The 17,091-nt window shown below is 68.4% G+C and carries 14 protein-coding genes; 9 read left to right on the top strand and 5 right to left on the bottom strand.

All coding sequences use genetic code 11. The features are described from left to right. Positions 1-30 precede the first annotated feature (30 nt). Together BIX52_RS15155 and BIX52_RS15150 are read left to right on the top strand one after the other, a co-directional pair. Positions 31-1,215, top strand: a complete 1,185-nt coding sequence (locus tag BIX52_RS15155) for a vWA domain-containing protein (RefSeq protein WP_075221940.1) — start codon at positions 31-33, stop codon at positions 1,213-1,215. A gap of 65 nt (positions 1,216-1,280) precedes the next feature. Next, entirely contained in the window at positions 1,281-2,750 is a 1,470-nt protein-coding gene (locus BIX52_RS15150) for a TMEM143 family protein (RefSeq protein WP_075221939.1), read from the top strand. 24 nt (positions 2,751-2,774) lie between these two features. Here the strand turns inward: BIX52_RS15150 and BIX52_RS15145 are convergent, their stop codons facing one another. Continuing rightward, positions 2,775-3,239, bottom strand: a complete 465-nt coding sequence (locus BIX52_RS15145) for a SixA phosphatase family protein (protein ID WP_075221938.1) — start codon at positions 3,237-3,239, stop codon at positions 2,775-2,777. Next, positions 3,239-4,081, bottom strand: coding sequence for an AAA family ATPase (locus BIX52_RS15140; protein ID WP_075221937.1), 843 nt, complete (start codon positions 4,079-4,081; stop codon positions 3,239-3,241). Before BIX52_RS15140 ends, BIX52_RS15145 begins: the two co-directional genes overlap by 1 nt. Before the next feature lie 409 nt (positions 4,082-4,490). Between BIX52_RS15140 and dksA the strand changes: the two genes are divergently transcribed. From dksA to BIX52_RS15110, 6 genes are all read left to right on the top strand, one after another. Further along, on the top strand, positions 4,491-4,856 hold the full coding sequence (gene dksA / locus BIX52_RS15135; protein WP_075222108.1) for an RNA polymerase-binding protein DksA: 366 nt from the start codon (positions 4,491-4,493) through the stop codon (positions 4,854-4,856). A gap of 334 nt (positions 4,857-5,190) precedes the next feature. Further along, on the top strand, positions 5,191-7,284 hold the full coding sequence (locus BIX52_RS15130) for a hybrid sensor histidine kinase/response regulator (protein WP_075221936.1): 2,094 nt from the start codon (positions 5,191-5,193) through the stop codon (positions 7,282-7,284). 229 nt (positions 7,285-7,513) lie between these two features. After that, positions 7,514-8,614, top strand: a complete 1,101-nt coding sequence (recA, locus tag BIX52_RS15125; RefSeq protein ID WP_075222107.1) for a recombinase RecA — start codon at positions 7,514-7,516, stop codon at positions 8,612-8,614. 196 nt (positions 8,615-8,810) lie between these two features. Then, a complete protein-coding gene (locus BIX52_RS15120) occupies positions 8,811-10,805 on the top strand; it encodes a tetratricopeptide repeat-containing sulfotransferase family protein (RefSeq protein WP_075221935.1) in 1,995 nt (664 codons plus the stop codon). A 151-nt stretch (positions 10,806-10,956) separates the two neighbouring features. Continuing rightward, positions 10,957-11,373: a hypothetical protein gene (locus BIX52_RS15115; RefSeq protein WP_075221934.1), complete on the top strand. Its 417-nt coding sequence runs from the start codon at positions 10,957-10,959 to the stop codon at positions 11,371-11,373. A 14-nt stretch (positions 11,374-11,387) separates the two neighbouring features. Further along, the gene (locus tag BIX52_RS15110) at positions 11,388-11,951 is read left to right on the top strand and encodes an OmpA family protein (RefSeq protein WP_075221933.1); all 564 of its coding nucleotides are present in this window, start codon (positions 11,388-11,390) and stop codon (positions 11,949-11,951) included. Between the two features lie 123 nt (positions 11,952-12,074). Here the strand turns inward: BIX52_RS15110 and BIX52_RS15105 are convergent, their stop codons facing one another. Both BIX52_RS15105 and BIX52_RS15100 read right to left on the bottom strand, forming a co-directional pair. Continuing rightward, positions 12,075-12,836 carry a CoA transferase gene (locus BIX52_RS15105; RefSeq protein WP_075221932.1) on the bottom strand — a complete coding sequence of 254 codons (762 nt, stop codon included), beginning with the start codon at positions 12,834-12,836 and terminating at the stop codon, positions 12,075-12,077. Continuing rightward, positions 12,833-13,648 carry a CoA transferase subunit A gene (locus BIX52_RS15100; protein WP_075221931.1) on the bottom strand — a complete coding sequence of 272 codons (816 nt, stop codon included), beginning with the start codon at positions 13,646-13,648 and terminating at the stop codon, positions 12,833-12,835. The genes BIX52_RS15105 and BIX52_RS15100 overlap by 4 nt, the downstream gene beginning before the upstream one ends. Before the next feature lie 162 nt (positions 13,649-13,810). On the opposite strand from BIX52_RS15100, the gene BIX52_RS15095 reads away from it, so the two are divergent. Beyond that, positions 13,811-14,203: a DUF4112 domain-containing protein gene (locus BIX52_RS15095; RefSeq protein ID WP_208990510.1), complete on the top strand. Its 393-nt coding sequence runs from the start codon at positions 13,811-13,813 to the stop codon at positions 14,201-14,203. A 136-nt stretch (positions 14,204-14,339) separates the two neighbouring features. Here BIX52_RS15095 and alaS read toward each other — a convergent pair whose 3' ends face one another. Then, positions 14,340-17,018 (bottom strand): alanine--tRNA ligase, encoded by a 2,679-nt coding sequence (gene alaS / locus BIX52_RS15090; RefSeq protein ID WP_075221930.1) that lies wholly within the window; start codon positions 17,016-17,018, stop codon positions 14,340-14,342. Between the last annotated feature and the right edge of the window lie 73 nt (positions 17,019-17,091).

Here is a 17,091-nt window from a genome sequence, read left to right as displayed (position 1 = left end):
ACACCGATGGGACCGAGGCGGAGGCCGGCGATGTTCACACCCCTGTTCGAGGGCCTGCGCGCCGAGGGCGTCCCGGTCTCCCTGCGCGAATATCTCACGCTGCTGGAGGCGATGAAGGACGGCCTGGGCGATGGCGACGTCGAGACCTTCTACTACCTCGCCCGCGCCACCCTGGTGAAGGACGAGACGAAGATCGACGCCTTCGACCGCGTGTTCGGCCGCGTCTTCAAGGGCCTTTCCGCCCTGTCCGACGCGCCGGACGGGGTCGACGTCGCCGAGCTGCCGGAGGAGTGGCTGAAGCTCCTCGCCGACCGCGTGTTCACGCCGGAGGAGAAGGCGGCGATCGAGGCGCTGGGCGGGTTCGAGAAGCTGATGGAGACGCTGAAGGAGCGCCTGAAGGAGCAGGAAGGGCGCCACCAGGGCGGCAACAAGTGGATCGGCACCGGCGGCACGTCGCCCTTCGGCCACGGCGGCTACAACCCGGAAGGGGTCAGGATCGGCGGGCCGGGCCGCCATCGCCGCGCGGTGAAGGTCTGGGAGAAGCGCGAGTTCCGCGATCTCGACGGCGACACGGAGATCGGCACCCGCGCCATCCGCATCGCCCTGCGCAAGCTGCGCAAGCTCGCCCGCACCGGCGCGGCGGAGGAGCTGGACCTTCCCGAAACCATCTCCTCCACCGCGCGCGAAGGTTTTCTCGACGTCAAAACCCGGCGCGAGCGGCAGAATTCCATGCGTATCCTGCTGCTTTTGGATATCGGCGGGTCGATGGACGACCACGTGAAGGTCTGCGAAGAGCTCTTCTCTGCGGCCAAATCCGAGTTCAATTCGCTGACGCAGTTTTATTTCCACAATTGCGTTTATGAAGGGCTGTGGACCTCCAACGCCCGGCGCCGGACCGAGCAGACGCCAACGCTCGACATCATCCGTCGCTTTCCCGCCGATACGCGGCTGATCATCGTCGGTGATGCGGCGATGAGCCCTTATGAAGTGGTCGCGCCCGGCGGCTCCGTGGAGCATTGGAACGCCGAGGCTGGCGCGGTTTGGATGCAACGTCTTCTCGGACATTTTACCAAAGCTGCATGGATCAACCCCGTTCGGGGTGATTTATGGCAGTATACGCAGTCGACGGAGATCCTGCGGGAGGTGATGGGCGGGCGCATGTACGAGTTGACCCTGTCCGGCCTCGATCAGGCGGTCGACGCGCTGCGACGCTGACGTGTGACGGCGGGGCGGACGAGGCGAGGCCGTCTGTCGCCCGCGCAAAGCTGACGGGGCCGACGATGGACGCCATGCATTCGACCCAGCCGAGGACCACGGCGCCCGCTGCGGACCCGCACGAGGCGCCCGCCGCCGCGCCGGGACCGCGACGGCCGCTTCTCATCTGGCTGCGCGAGTTCGCGGGCTTCCCGATCCCACCCGACCACGAGGCGCCGCGGCGTGCCCTGCCGCGCTCGCGTTTCATACCGCTGTCGCGCCAGGCGGTGGCGGTGGACCTCTGCCACGACATTCCGGGCGAAAAGGACGGCCAGACCTTCGCCATGATGGCGCTGAAGCTGGAGCGTCACCGCAACCACGACTATCGCCAGCTCGCCGCCGAGCTGCGCCGCGTCTACCTGCCGTTCAGCCCGGACACCGACACGGTGAAGGTCTGCCAGTTCACCGCCGAAGAGGCCGCCGCGATGCAGGCGCGCCTTGCCGAGATGACCGCGCATCTTCTGACGCGGGCGAACTATTCGCCCCTGTCCACCGCCGAGATCAACGCGATCCTGAATGAGCAGTCGAGCTATTCCCTGCGGATCGAGGTGGATCTGGACGAGTACGACATTCTCCAGGTCTACGGGCGCGACGTCTATTCCACGCACCATACCGTGCGGCGGCCCGAGACGGCCTATCTGCTGTCCTACAGCTATGACGTTCCGGTCTATCGCCGCCTCTTCGTGCTGTTGAAGCTGAAGTCGAACGCGGACCGGGCGGCCGAGATCGCCGCCGCCGAGAACGTGCCGCTGAAGACGGCCGAGAAGAGGGTGGCCAAGCGGCGCAAGGGGCTGCCGACGGGCACCTCGACCGAGAACATCTACATCAAGGTCTTCAAGGACATGCCCGAGCATGACCTGCAGATCCTCTTTCCCCTGCGCCGCGTGCAGTTCCGCCCGTTCGACAAGCTGAAGTTCTATGCGACGGCGGGCGGCGGCACGCTGTTCGGCCTCTTCTCCACCACCGGCAAGGTGGTTGCGGCGACCAACCCGTTCGCGGCGGTGGGCGCGCTGGTGGCCTTCGGCGGTCTCGTCGCGCGGCAGGTGACCGGCTTCTTCAACCAGCGCAACCGCTACATGATGGAGCTGTCGCAAAAGCTCTTCTTCCACAACCTTGCCAACAATCGGGCGGCGATCACGCTTCTGGTCGACCGTGCGGAGGAGGAGGACATGAAGGAGGATCTCATCACCCTCTACCACCTCGCCGGGGAGACGGTGGAGCAGGCGGACGTTGCCCGCCGCAAGGCCGAGATCGACGCTCTTCTGGCCGAGCGCTACAAGGTCGAGGTGGACTTCGAGATCGACGATGCCTTGCGCCGCCTGACGGCCGACGGCGCCGTCACCCAGAGCGGAACGAGCTACATTTTCCCGACCTTCGCCGCCGCCGCGCAGCACTATGACAGGCTGATCAAGCTGCACGATGCGGAGGATGTGCGCCACATCCAGGAGGACGAGGCGCCGGGTGCGTGCGAGGCGGTGGAGGCGGTCGAAGCCTGACCGCCGCCGCGTACGGGACCGGCGTCAGGGGTTGATCAGACCGTCGAACTTCAGCGTGTCGAGCCCGAAGCCGAGGGTGAAGACGGCGGCCGTGGCGGTCGGGAAGCCGCGCGACAGGGCGCCGCCGTCCTGGCCGGCGAAATCCATCGACAGCTCGTGGACGGTAGGATTGTGGCCGATGACGAGAACGCGCTGGCCGCTCGTCTTGCGCAGCATGTCGCGCAGGTCGACCGTCTCGGCCTCGTAGATCGAGCGGCGCAGGTGGACCACGCAGTCGCCCGGCACATGGCGCATCACCGCGGCCAGCGTGTCGCGCGTGCGGCGGGCGGCGGAGCAGAGCACCGTGTCGGGGGCGAGGCCGTGGGCGGCGAGCTGGCTCGCCGTGGAGTCGGCCTCCGCCCAGCCGCGCTCGACCAGCTCGCGGTCATAGTCGCTCTTGCCCTCGCCGACCTCGGCCTTCGCGTGGCGCATGATGATGAAATAGCGCATCAGCGGCGGGCCCTGTCGAGGAAGGCGAGGCGCTCGAACAGGTGGACGTCCTGCTCGTTCTTCACCAGAGCGCCGTGCAGCGGGGGCAGGATGTTGCCGGACTTCTTCTCCGCGATCGCCGCCGGGTCGAGGTCTTCGACGACGAGGAGCTTGATCCAGTCGAGCAGCTCGGACGTGGACGGACGCTTCTTCAGGCCCGGAACCTCGCGGATCTGGAAGAAGGTTTCGAGCGCGACGCGCAAGAGGTCCTTCTTCAGGTCCGGGAAGTGGACGGTGACGATCTCGGCCAGCGTCTCGGCGTCGGGGAACTTGATGTAGTGGAAGAAGCAGCGGCGCAGGAAGGCGTCCGGCAGCTCCTTCTCGTTGTTGGACGTGATGATGACGATCGGCCGCCGCACCGCCTTCACGTGCTCGCCGGTCTCCAGAACGTCGAACTCCATGCGGTCGAGTTCGAGGAGGAGATCGTTGGGGAACTCGATGTCGGCCTTGTCGATCTCGTCGATCAAGAGGACCGGGCGCTCGGGCGCGACGAAGGACTCCCAGAGCTTCCCGCGGCGGATGTAGTTGGCGATGTCGGACACGCGCGGGTCGCCGAGCTGGCTGTCCCGCAGCCGGGCGACGGCGTCGTATTCGTAGAGCCCCTCACGCGCTTTTGTCGTCGATTTGATGTGCCATTCGATGAGCGGGGTGCCCATGGCGGCGGCGACCTCGTGGGCGAGGACGGACTTGCCGGTGCCCGGCTCGCCTTTGACGAGGAGCGGCCGCTCCAGGGCGATGGCGGCATTGACGGCGATCGCGAGGTCCTTCGTCGCGACGTAGGTGTCCGAGCCTTGGAAACGCATGGCACCTCTCGTGCAGCGGGGATGATCTGGGGCCGTGGAAAGGGGGGAGACCGGGGAAAAATGGCCTCTTCGGCGTGTCCGGACCGGCTCTGTCTCGGCACCGATTTGCATGAGGGCTGGCCGCACCTTCGGTGTCAAGGCGAGAGGCTGAAAATCCGCGTTGCGGCTGTTTTCGGGCAAACGGCGCCGATCCTGCATTCGCGACGGTAGTCGGGTGCACCGACGGATATGCAAGCGCGGCACAAGCATCATTAATCGCTTAACGGATTGTCCTATTTGCCCCTTCCAGCTTGCATTTGTTCCGTAAGAGTGTATTGCGAAGGCGCACTAGCGGGGGTGATCACGCGTGGTTGAGACGGTCAAAGAACGGGTCAACGACGACTATCGTCCGAGCGAGGACGAACCGTTCATGAACGAGCGGCAGAGAGAATATTTTCGCAAGAAACTGCTGGATTGGCGGTCGGATATATTGCGGGAATCGAAGTTCACATTGGATCAGATGGCCGAGCGGGAACGGAATCATCCGGACCTGACGGATCGTGCGACGTCGGAAGCCGATCACGCGATCGAGCTTCGGGCCCGCGACCGGCAACGCAAGCTGATCGCCAAGATCGACGCCGCCTTGTCGCGGATCGACGATGGTTCTTACGGCTATTGCGAAGAGTCGGGCGAACCCATCGGCATCCGCCGGCTGGACGCGCGGCCCATCGCCACGCTCTCCATCGAAGCGCAGGAGCGGCACGAGCGCCGCGAGCGCATCCACCGGGACGATTGATCCACCGCGCGGGGTGCCGATCGGCGCCCCATCGCGTGTTCGACCGGTCGAGGCTTCCGCGGCACACCCGCAGAGGCCCGCCGTGCGCACCCCGTCAGCGGCTGCGCACCCGTCACGATGATCGGCCCGGCGTCTCATAGAGGCGGTCGGCCGGTGCGGCGGCAGTAAAGCGCCGCGCCGGAGAGCGACAACGGCGCCGCCCTGACGTGTGACACCAGCGACAGAGCGTGACTTAGTCGCCGAGCCGGAGCGCGACACGGACGTCGCGCCGAAGAGGGGCAGCAATGCCGCCGTGGAGCGGGCGAAACCGCGACGAATCAGGCAAAATGGAGCGATGAACGCAATACCGCCCCGTCTCGCCGAAGATCGACCGCCGCATGGGACGCAGCCGGCCTCGACCGCCGGCGCTTCAGGCCCTCTCGGCTCCTCCGCGGCGACGAGGGCGCGGCCGACACTCGACACCAGCGCCCTCACCGCACTCGCCTTCGCAGGGCTCTCCGCCGCGGCGATAACCGTTGCGTTCGACGGGCCGGACGTCCTCGCCGGTGTGATGGCGATCGCCTCAGCCGGGGCCGCAGCTCTCGGCGCCTTCCGCCTCGGCCGTCCCCCGGCCCGTGACCTTCCCGCCGCGCACCTTTCCGCCGCAGACCTGCCGGGCGCGCACCTCACGGCCGCCGCGCCGATGGCCGTCACCACCATCACGGGCGACCTCGTCGCCGCGAACGCCGCCTTTGCGGACCTGATGGCCGCCCGCAGCGCCCCCGCCCATCCGGACGCTCTCGCCGCCAGCCCCGAAGCGGCGCTTGCCCTCTTCACCCTGCGGCGCGAGGCCATCGCCACCGGTCATGCCGAAGGCTTCCTGCCGCCGGACCTCTTCGCCCGCCTCACCGTGCGCGACAACCGCCTCGTCCATACGTTCGAGCCGTCGGTATCCGCGGGCGCGGCGGCCGAGGGGCTTTCGGCGGGGATCGTCGACATCATCCCCGCGGCGGCCGCCGTGGTGGACCGCACTGGCGCCGTCCTCGCCGCAAACGCCCGCTGCCACGACCTTCTCGGCCACGCCGCCCCCGCGGCCAACTTGGCCGAGGGTCTCGCGGCGGAAGAGGGGGTTTTCGCCCGCCTCGTCGCCCAGGCGCACAAGCACGGGTCCGGCCGGGCCGACGCTGCGCTCAAGGCCATCGAAGGGCGCCGCGTGCGCCTCACCGCGAGCCCCTTTCCGGGCCGCGAGGACGCCGCCATGGTCGTCCTCGCCGACGTGACGGACCAGTCGGAGCTGGAAGCGCAGATCGCGCAGAGCCAGAAGATGCAGGCGATCGGCCAGCTCGCCGGCGGCATCGCCCACGATTTCAACAACGTGCTGCAGGCGATCATCGGCTTCTCGGACCTGCTCCTTCAAAGCCACAGGCCGTCCGACCCCGCCTTCCGCGACATCATGAACATCAAACAGTCGGCGCAGCGCGCGGCGGGGCTGGTCAAGCAGCTCCTCGCCTTCTCGCGCCGGCAGACGCTGCGCCCCACCGTCCTCAACCTCAACGACGTGATCGCCGATTCCTCGATCATGCTCGACCGCCTGCTGGGCGAGACGATCAAGCTGGAGGTCGCCTACGGGCGCGATCTGTGGCCGGTTCTGGCCGACCTGTCCCAGCTCGAGCAGGTGGTGATCAACCTCTCCGTCAATGCGCGCGACGCCATGAAGGGCGGCGGCAAATTGATGATCCGCACCCGCAACGTGCCGGCGGGCGAGATCGAGGGCGACGGTGCCGAGGACCTCGCCGGCGACGCGGTGCTGATCGAGGTGGAGGACGTCGGCACCGGCATGCCGCAGGACATGCTGGACAAGATTTTCGAGCCCTTCTTCACCACAAAGGCGACCGGCGAGGGCACGGGGCTCGGCCTGTCGACGGTCTACGGCATCGTCAAGCAGACCGGCGGCACGCTCGCGGTGACGAGCCGGGTGGGGGAGGGCACAACCTTCCGCATCTATCTGCCGCGCACCGAGGCGGTGGAACGCGCCCCCTCCGCGGTGTCCGATGGTGATCGCCCGTCCCAGGCCGCCGACCTCACCGGCTCGGCGACGCTGCTCCTGGTGGAGGACGAGGAGGCCATCCGCGCCTTCGCCGCCCGCGCATTGTCGGCCAAGGGCTACACGGTGCTGTCCGCCTCGTCGGGCGTGGAGGCGTTCGAAATTTTCGAGGAGGAGGGCGGCGCGATCGACCTCTTGGTGACCGATGTCATCATGCCCGAGCTCGACGGGCCGAGCCTCGTCAAGAAGGTGCGCGAGGTGCGGCCGGACCTCAAGGTGCTGTTCATGTCCGGCTACGCGGACGGCGCCTCGCTAGACGAGCTTCCCGCGGCGCAGTTCCTCCCCAAACCCTTCACCCTCAAGGCATTGGCCGAAGCGGTGAAGCGCGAGCTGGGCCGTTCCTGAAGCGACCGCGCCGCCGGGGTGCGCCATCCTTCCTGTGTGAATCTCGGCGGGCGGGTTCAGCGTCCCCCGTCCGGCGCGTTAGGTTGGCGCTGCCAGAGCAGGTCACGCGCTCAATTTTGTTTGGTAAACGCAATCTTAACGTGCCGAACATATTGCGAACGCTGAATTTTTGTGAAACACTGAAATCAGTCAGGATGGGCTTAACAGAATGAAGCGCAAAGGATCCGGCATGGCGCAATCAGATCTACGCCTGGTTGAGGGGTCGTCCGTGGATAAGACCAAAGCGTTGACCGCCGCGATCAGCCAGATCGAGCGCTCCTTCGGCAAGGGCTCGATCATGAAGCTCGGCGCGGGGCAGACGATCGAGGTGGAGACCGTATCCACAGGGTCGCTCGGCCTCGACATCGCGCTCGGCATCGGCGGTCTGCCCAAGGGCCGCATCGTCGAGATTTACGGGCCGGAATCGTCGGGCAAGACGACGTTGGCGCTGCACACCATCGCCGAGGCGCAGAAGAAGGGCGGCATCTGCGCCTTCATCGACGCCGAGCACGCGCTCGACCCGATCTATGCCCGCAAGCTGGGCGTCCAGGTGGACGATCTCTTGATCTCGCAGCCCGACGCGGGCGAGCAGGCGCTGGAAATCGCCGACACGCTGGTGCGCTCCGGCGCGGTGGACGTTCTCGTCGTCGACTCCGTCGCAGCCCTCACCCCGCGGGCCGAGCTTGAGGGCGAGATGGGCGACCAGCTCCCCGGCCTCCAGGCGCGCCTGATGTCCCAGGCGCTCCGGAAGCTGACCGGCTCCATCTCGCGCAGCCACACCATGGTCATCTTCATCAACCAAATCCGCATGAAGATCGGCGTGATGTTCGGCTCGCCCGAGACGACCACCGGCGGCAACGCGCTGAAATTCTACTCCTCCGTGCGTCTCGACATCCGCCGCATCGGCGCCATCAAGGACCGTGACGAGGTGGTCGGCAACCAGACCCGCGTGAAGGTGGTGAAGAACAAGCTCGCCCCGCCGTTCCGCGAGGTCGAGTTCGACATCATGTACGGCGAGGGCGTCTCCAAGCTCGGTGAGCTTCTGGACCTCGGCGTGAAGGCCGGCATCGTCGAGAAGTCGGGCGCCTGGTTCTCCTACGACACCCAGCGGCTCGGCCAGGGGCGCGAGAATTCCAAGCAGTTCCTGCGCGACAATCCGGAGATTGCCAACGCGATCGAGATGGCGGTGCGCCAGTCCGCCGGCATCATCGCCGACAAGATCGCCGGTGCGCCGGAGCCCGACGGCGACGCCGAAAGCCCGGACGACGACGACAGCTTCGCCGCCGAATAAGCCCGCGGCGGCACGCGACACCTGAGGAAAGGCCGGAGCGATCCCGCCTTTTTTCGTGCCGCAGGCCCGCGCGGCCGGTGCCGGATCACGGTCCCCGCGGGCGGCTATTCGTTTCGCAGAAATCAGCTTCGCGCGAGCCTCGGCCGCTACCGTCGTCTCACCGTCTCGGGCGGATCCGGGCGAACGGAGGCGATCCATGACTGCTGCACTGCCGATCAACCGCATCCTCATCTCGGCGCAGAAGCTCGCCGACGCGGGCCAGTACCTCGAAGCGCACGCGGCCTACCTCGAAATCCTCTCGCGATTCCCCGAAAATGTCCGCGCCCGCGACGGGCTGAAGGCGCTGACCGAGCCGGCCCGCATCGTTCCGCACGAGGGCGACTCAGCGGCCAATCTCGCCAAGGCGATGGGCCGCATGAAGGCGCTCGCGGTCGCCGGCGCGCATGCCGAGGCGCTGCAGATCGCGCGCCCCCTCGCCGCGCGCTACCCGGACGCGGTGGAGTTGCAATTCGCCCTCGGCATCATCGAGGAGCGGCTCGGCAACCGCGCCGCCGCCATCGCCGCCCACACCGCTGCCATCAAGGCCCAACCGACCTTCACCGCGGCCCTCCTGCGCCTCGCGACGCTGCTCGCCGACATCGGCGAGTTCAAGGCGGGCATCGCCTTCAACATGGAAGCGGTGCGCGTGGAGCCGTTCAACGCCGACATGCACCGCCTTCTCGGCGCGGCGCTGATGCGCGCGGGCGACGCGGCGAAGGCCGCCTCGGCGTTCGGCGCCGCGATCGCGCTCGCTCCGGCCGAGTGGACGCTCCTCACCGACCGCGGCCTTGCCCACCACCACGCCGGCGCCTACGCCGCGGCGCTTGCCGACTATGACCGTGCTCTCCACCTCGTCCGCGACGATGCGGCGGCGGCCGAGATCCACATCAAGCGCGGCAACGCCCTGCGCGACTGCCTGCGCCACGAGGACGCGGCCGCCGCCTTCCGCACCGCGCTGGCGCACGAGCCGCAGTCCGAGGTCGCGCTCTGCAATCTCGGCCAGGTGCTGGGCGAGATGGGCCGCGCGGGGGAGGCGGCGGAGACGCTGCGGGCGGCCCTCGCCATCGACCCGGCCTACGCTAGCGCCCACGCCAACCTCGCCAACTGGACCACCTACCGCGCCGGTCACCCGCACATCGCCGAGATGGAGGCGCTGCTGGAGCAAGAGCAGCGGTCAGGCGCGCGCACCCGCCTGAACTTCGCCCTCGGCACCGCCTACGACGCGACCGGCCAGTCCGAGCGCGCCTTCGCCCACCTTTCCGCCGCCAACGCCGCCCGCTATGCCGAGCGGCCCTACGACCCGGACCATGTGGAGCGTCAATTCGCGGCGATCGCCAAGGTGTTCGAGGCGGGGGCCCTGCCCGCCTGGCAGGGGAGGACCGACGACGGCCCGCGCCCCCTCTTCATCGTCGGCATGCCGCGGTCCGGATCCAGCCTCGCCGAGCAGATCCTGGCGGCCCATCCGGAGGTCGACGGAGCAGGGGAAACCGGCGCCTTCGAGAGGGCCGCGCAGCCGTTGATCGCGGGTCTCGAAGCCGGGGAGGCGCCGTGCCAGGCGATCATCGGCGAAGTGCGCGCGGCCTACCGTGCGGCGATCGCCGAACTTCCGCTGTCGGCTCCGGTGGTGGTGGACAAGAGCCTCTCCAACACGCGCCGGGTCGGCCTCATCGCGGCGGTCTTCCCGGAAGCCCGCTTCGTCCTCATGTCGCGCGACGCCGTCGCCACGGGCTGGTCGATCTATAAGCACGACTTCACCGGCGCCGGGAATTCCTATGCGAGCGATCTCGCCGCGATCGGGCATTATATGCGCCAGGAGGCCGCGCTGGTGGCCCGCTGGGGTCAGCTCTTCCCCGGCCGCATCCTGCCGCTCGACTATCGCGATCTCACCGAGGAACCCGCGGTGACGACGCGCATGCTGCTGGCCTTCTGCGGCTTGAAGTTCAACCCGGCCTGCCTCGCCCCCCATATGGTGGAGCGCCCGGTGATGACGGCGAGCGCCGGGCAGGTTCGTCAGCCCATCTACGCCGGAAGCTCGGCGGTGTGGCAGCGTTATGCAGCGCACCTCGGCCCGCTCATCATGGCGCTGGGCGACCTCGGCGGCGATGCCGCGGCGGTGGCACGGGCCGCACGCAGCGCCGTCCGCGCCGCCTGAAACAGGCCGGGCGCGGCCCCGCCCACGCCCGCCGCGTGTGGCCTTCCCGCATCAATAGGCCGGCCACAACCTGTTCAGGCAAAAAAGTGCCGTTGCACGGTGCAGGATCAGCTTATACCGCTCCTCAGAAACGTGCGTGGGGAGCTAATTTATGTTCAAGCGAAGCATGGCCGCCTTGGCCATGGTGGTCGGCCTCGCGGGGCCGGCGTCCGCCGATACGATCGGCTATGCCGACGCGATCACCCTTCTCGCCAACAGCTGCGGCAGCGATATCGGCAAATATTGCCCTAAAGCCAACCTCGGCAATTGGGAGATCGGTCGCTGCCTCATGCAGAACCGTGCGAACCTTTCCGGCCAATGTGCGGCCGACCTCGTGCGGGTGGGCCAGTCGATCGAAGCGCGCAAGGCGGCTCAGGCGAGCGCCGAGCAGATTTGCGCCACCGATATCCGCCGCCGCTGTCCGATGACCGAGGCGGGGCGTGGCCGCGTCCTGCAGTGCCTGCTGAAGGCGGAGCGTACCGTCAGCGCGGCGTGCAATGCCGCCATCACCAATGCCGGCTGGCGCTGAGGGGAAGATCTGACATGAAGCACATCGTTCTTCTCGCCGCTCTGGCGCTGGCCGCCTCCACGGGCGCGAACGCCCAGCAGCGGATCGACCGCAACCAGATCATCAACAGCCTCTACCAGACTGAAGCGACGGTGGCCCGGCTCGATCCGATCGCGCTCGAGGCGGCTGCGGCTGCCGCGGCGGCCAGCGGTGGCGACAACGCCCCCGGCCCGCTCTCGGACAGCCTGTCCGCCTACCCGCAGCTCAGCATCGAGATCAACTTCGACCGTGGTTCGGCGCGTATCCGGCCGGAAAGCTACCACGCGGTCGGCCTCATCGCGGACGCGCTGCACACGCCTTATCTGATGGGTCAGCGCCTCGTCATCGTCGGCCACACCGACGCCACCGGCGGGCGGGAGTTGAATTTCAACCTCAGCAAGCAGCGCGCTGCGTCGATCTACGACGCGCTGACGACGACGTTCAACGTTCCGGCCGCAGGTCTCGTGGCGATCGGCCTGGGCGAGGAGCAGCTTCAGGACCCGGCCAATCCGGACAGCGGCGTGAACCGCCGCGTCCAGATCATCAATCTGGGCGAATGACCTGCGCGGCCGCCACTGGGGCGGCCGCCTTTTTTGAACAGACGGGCCGCCGCTCAGGCGGCCACGCTCGGACTATACGGGCCGCCGCTCAGGCGGCCGCGCTTGGACCCCTCCGGCCGCTGCTCAGGCGGCCGCACGCTCGTCCTTGAGGCTGGCGGCGAAGTCAGGATAGGTCTCCGCCAGCTCGTCCAGAACGCGGCCGTGGAGGAGGCGCATCGCCTCCGCCCGCGGCTGCGGCGTTTCGGCCGGGGCTGCCGCATGGTCGAAGCCGAAGCCCGTAGCGGCCTCGATCTCCCGCAGGCTGTGGCCGGGGTGGACGCTGCGCAGCGCGAAGCGGCGCCGCTCCTTGTCGAAGTCGAACAGCCCCTTGCCGGTCAGGAGCGCGTAAGGCCCGCCGGTGCGGAAGGTGCCGGGATCGCTGACCCCCGGCGCGGACACGAAATCCACCTTCGGCACGAAGACCCGCGGGCTGTGCTCCTCGCGGAAGAGGATCACCCGCGGCACCACGAAATAGAGGTAGGCCGAGCCGAAGGAGCCGGGCCAGCGGACGTCGGTCTCAGGATAGGTGCCGGTGCCGACGAGGTTGATGTTGGCCTCCCCGTCGATCTGGCCGCCGCCGAGGAAGAAGGCGTCGATGCGCCCCTGGGCGGCACAGTCAAACAGCTCCACCCCGCCGTTGGTGAAGAAGTTGTGGCGCACCGAGCCGAGGATGGAGAGCCGCACCGGCGGCTTGCCCTCCGTTTCGTTCAGCGCGCGCCGCAGCATCGCCCCCGCCGCGGGGATGGGCGAGGACGCGCCGACGGCGACGTGGCGCACGCCGTCCAACAGGTCGGCGATGGTGGCGATCAGGATCTCGCGGGGGGAGGCGCCCGGCGCCGCGCTCATGCCGGCACCTCACCGGTGAGGGCGGCGACGTAGTCGGCGAACGCGGCCGGATCGCGCGCGGCTTTGGCGTAGGCGCGCATGGCGGCGGTGTCGGTTTCGTACTCGCCCCACAGCGCGCAGGGGGCAGCACCGCCGGGGGCGACGCCGATCGCGTCCACATAGAGCGCCGGGAGGGTGCCCGCCGCGCTCTCCTCGCTCGCCATCAGGTCGCCTTCGACGATCCGTTCCACGGTGACGATGGTGGAGCGCGCCGCATAGGCCATGGTTGCGAGCTCGCGGCGACGGCCGATCTTCACGTTGCCGAAGCGGTCGGCGGCTGGCGCGTGGAAAAGCGCCACGTCGGGGGCGAGGGCGGGGATGAGGACGACGGGATCGCGCTCATCGGCGAAGGGATTGTCGATCACCCGCCAGTCCTGGCGGTTGGCGAGGATGTCCGAGCCGATGAGGCCGCGCAGCGGTAGGAATGGCATCCCTTTTTGCGCGGCGATGAGCCCGGCGTGGATGGCCGGGCAGGTGGCGTCCATCAGCCGGATCGTCCCGCTTTTAACCGCGCGATTAAAAGCCGGGGCACCTCCCGCTTCGCCGAGGGTCACGGCGCTGGTCTCGACCGTGGCGACGGCCCCGGCGCCGATCAGAATGTCGGCCTGGATGCCGCTGGTGGGCACGCACACGAGGTGAAGGCCGTGGGCACCACGTTTGAGCAGCGGCGCCACCATCGCCATGGAAACGCCCGCATAGTCGGCCGGGATGGCGAGGCGCGCGCCGTCGGGGATCAGCGCCGCCAAAACATCGAGCGGTTGGGAGATGGGCATCGGGCCTCGCGCGGTCCTTCTCTTGGTGTGGCGGATGTTGTCTCGCGAAGCCGGGGGACAGGGCAAGAGGCCGAGTGAAGAGGAGGCGCAGGTTACGCGGCGGTGAACCACGGGAACCGGGTGGTCGCGACGGAATTATTACAGCGAAGGAGATTTTTCATTATGGCACCGACCATCACGATGCGCCGTGGCCGTGACCGAACCTATTCGGCAGCGCCGTCTACGGCGGAACTCGACAAGCTTGCCCACCTCCTCGACTCGAAGTTCAGCTTTATGGGGATCCGGTTCGGCCTCGACTCGATCCTCGGCATCGTTCCGGGCATCGGCGATGCGGCGGGTCTCGCCATCTCGGCCTATATTCTGGGCCAGGGGTACCGGATGGGCGCCCGCAAGCGCACCCTTGCCCGCATGGCCATGAATGTCGCCGGTGATACGGTGGTGGGGTCGATCCCCCTCGTCGGCACCGTGGCCGATGTGTTCTGGAAGGCCAACAACTCCAACATGCGGATGTTGAAGCGGGATCTGGCGCGGCCTGGGGTCGTCCGGCGCCACTGACGCTCCAACGATCCCGAAAAAGCGGCGGGCCCGGCAAAACCGGGCCCGCTTTTTCGTGTGGTCTGGAGGGGAGAGGTGCGTCGGCCGCGGGGCCCCCTCCGTCACATCCGCCTCCGGCTGAGGCGCCGCCGTTAGTTCAGGCGGCGCTTTCCATTGCGGCGGCGATGGCGGCGATCGCTTCGTCCGCCTTGTCGGCATCGGGGCCGCCGGCCTGGGCCATGTCCGGCCGTCCGCCGCCGCCCTTGCCGCCCAGCGCAGCCGAGCCGACGCGCACCAGGTCGACGGCGCTGAACCGCGCGACGAGGTCCTTCGACACGGTGACGACGACCGAGGCGCGGCCCTCCTCGCGGCCGACGATGGCGACCACGGCGGAGCCCGCCGCCTCGCGCGCCTCGTCGGCGAGGCCCTTCAGCGCCTTGCCGGGGAGGCCGTCGACCACGCGGCCGACGAAGGCGACGCCGCCGATCTCGCGCGCAGCCTCCGCCTGGGCGGGACCGGCGAGGGCCAGCTTCTTCTTCGTCTCCTCGAGCTCGCGCTCCAGGCGGCGGCGCTCTTCCACCAGCACCTCGACGCGCGCGGGCGCCTCGTCCGGTGCGACGCGCATGGCGGAGGCAACGGCGCGCAGGCCGGTGCGCGCGGCCGTCAGATGGCGCCGCGCGGTCTCGCCCGTCAGCGCCTCGATACGCCTGACGCCCGAGGACACCGCCGATTCTTCGACGATGGTGATGAGGCCGATGTCGCCGGTGCGGGTGACGTGGATGCCGCCGCACAGCTCCACCGAGAAGCGGCGGTTGCCCTCCTGCCGACCGCCGCCGGGGGCGGTGTCCCTGCCCATGGAGACGACGCGGACCTCGTCGCCATACTTCTCGCCGAACAGGGCGCGGGCGCCGGACTCGATGGCATCGTCGACGCCCATCACGCGGGTGTCGACGACGTCGTTGGCGCGCACGGCCTGGTTGGCGGCGCGCTCCACGGCGGCGATCTCCTCCTCGGTGATCGGTTTCGGCTGAGCGAAGTCGAAGCGCAGCCGTTCCGGCGCCACCAGCGAGCCCTTCTGGGCGACGTGATCGCCCAGCACACGGCGCAGGCACTCGTGCAGGATGTGCGTGGCAGAGTGGTTGGCGCGGATCATGTCGCGCCGCGCGTCCTCCACCTGCAGCGTCACAGCGTCGCCCACCTTCAGCGTGCCGGCTTCGAGCGTGCCGCGGTGGACGAAGAGCCCGTCCGCGGCCTTGGTCGTGTCGCTGACGGCAAAGCGCGTGTCACCCACAGTGACGGTGCCGGTGTCGCCCACCTGGCCGCCCGATTCGGCGTAGAAGGGCGTCTGGTTAAAGACGAGGCGGGCCTCCTGGCCGGCGGTGAGCGTCTGAACCTCCGCCCCGTCCACCACGATGGCGGCGACGGTGGCGTCGGCCCGCGTGGTGTCGTAGCCGAGGAATTCGGTCGGCCCGGCGCGGTCGCGCACGGCGAACCAGACGCGCTCGTCCGCCGCGTCGCCCGAGCCCGACCAGTTGGCGCGGGCCTTGGCCTTCTGCGCCTCCATCGCGGTCTCGAACCCGGCGCGGTCGACCTTGATGCCGCGCGGGCGCAGCGCGTCCTCGGTCAGATCGTAGGGGAAGCCGTAGGTGTCGTAGAGGGTGAAGGCGGTCTCGCCCGGCAGCGCGGCGCCTTCGGTGAGGCCGGTGGTGGCCTCCTCCAGCAGCGAAAGGCCGCGCGACAGGGTGCGCCCGAAGCGGACCTCCTCGGCCTCCGTGGTCTCGACGATCAGCGCCTCGGCCCGCACCAGCTCGGGATAGGCCTGGCCCATCTCGCGCGTCAGCGCCGGGACGAGCTTGTGCAGCACCGGCTTGGTGGCGCCCAGCATGTTGGCGTGGCGCATGGCGCGGCGCATGATGCGGCGCAGCACGTAGCCGCGGCCCTCGTTGGAGGGCAGCACGCCGTCCGCCATCAGGAAGCCGAGCGCGCGCAGGTGGTCGGCGATGACCTTGAAGGACGGGTTGAGCGTGCCGTCCTCGTTCCGGGACTTCACGCCGATCGCGTCCTCGGTGGCGGCGATCAGGCCGCGGAAGAGGTCGATCTCGTAATTGTCGTGGACGCCCTGGAGGATGGTGGCGATGCGCTCCAACCCCATGCCGGTGTCGATCGACGGGCGCGGCAGATCCAGCCGTTCGGACGGCGAGAGCTGCTCATATTGCATGAAGACGAGGTTCCAGATCTCGATGAACCTGTCGCCGTCTTCCTCCGGCGAGCCCGGAGGCCCGCCCCAGATGTGGTCGCCGTGGTCGTAGAAGATTTCCGAGCACGGGCCGCAGGGGCCGGTGTCGCCCATGCGCCAGAAGTTGTCGTCGGTCGGGATGCGGATGATCTTCGAGTCCGGCAGGCCGGCGATTTTCTTCCACAGCTCGAAGGCTTCGTCGTCCTCGGCATAGACGGTGGCGAGGAGCCGGTCCGCGGGGAGGCCGAATTCCTTGGTGACGAGGGTCCAGGCGAGCTCGATCGCACGATCCTTGAAATAGTCGCCGAAGGAGAAATTCCCCAGCATTTCAAAGAAGGTGTGGTGGCGGGCGGTGTAGCCCACATTTTCCAGATCGTTGTGCTTGCCGCCGGCGCGGACGCACTTCTGGGACGTGACCGCGCGGTTGTAGGGCCGGTGTTCGGCCCCCGTGAACACGTTCTTGAACTGCACCATCCCTGCGTTGGTGAACAGCAGGGTCGGGTCGTTGCGTGGCACGAGCGGCGACGAGGCGACCGGCTCATGGCCAGCCTCCTCAAAATATTGCAGAAACTTCGTGCGGATCTCGTTGACGCCGCTCACGAATGACCCCTCCGACGGTCGTGCCGGCCGATCGCCGCGGCGATCCCATGCGGGCACTGATGTTTTTCATGGT

The sequence above is a fragment of the Acuticoccus yangtzensis genome, assembly GCF_001927245.1.
Lineage (GTDB): Bacteria > Pseudomonadota > Alphaproteobacteria > Rhizobiales > Amorphaceae > Acuticoccus > Acuticoccus yangtzensis.
The sequence above is the reverse complement of the archived record's forward strand: the minus strand, read 5'-3'. Positions and strand labels throughout refer to the sequence as shown.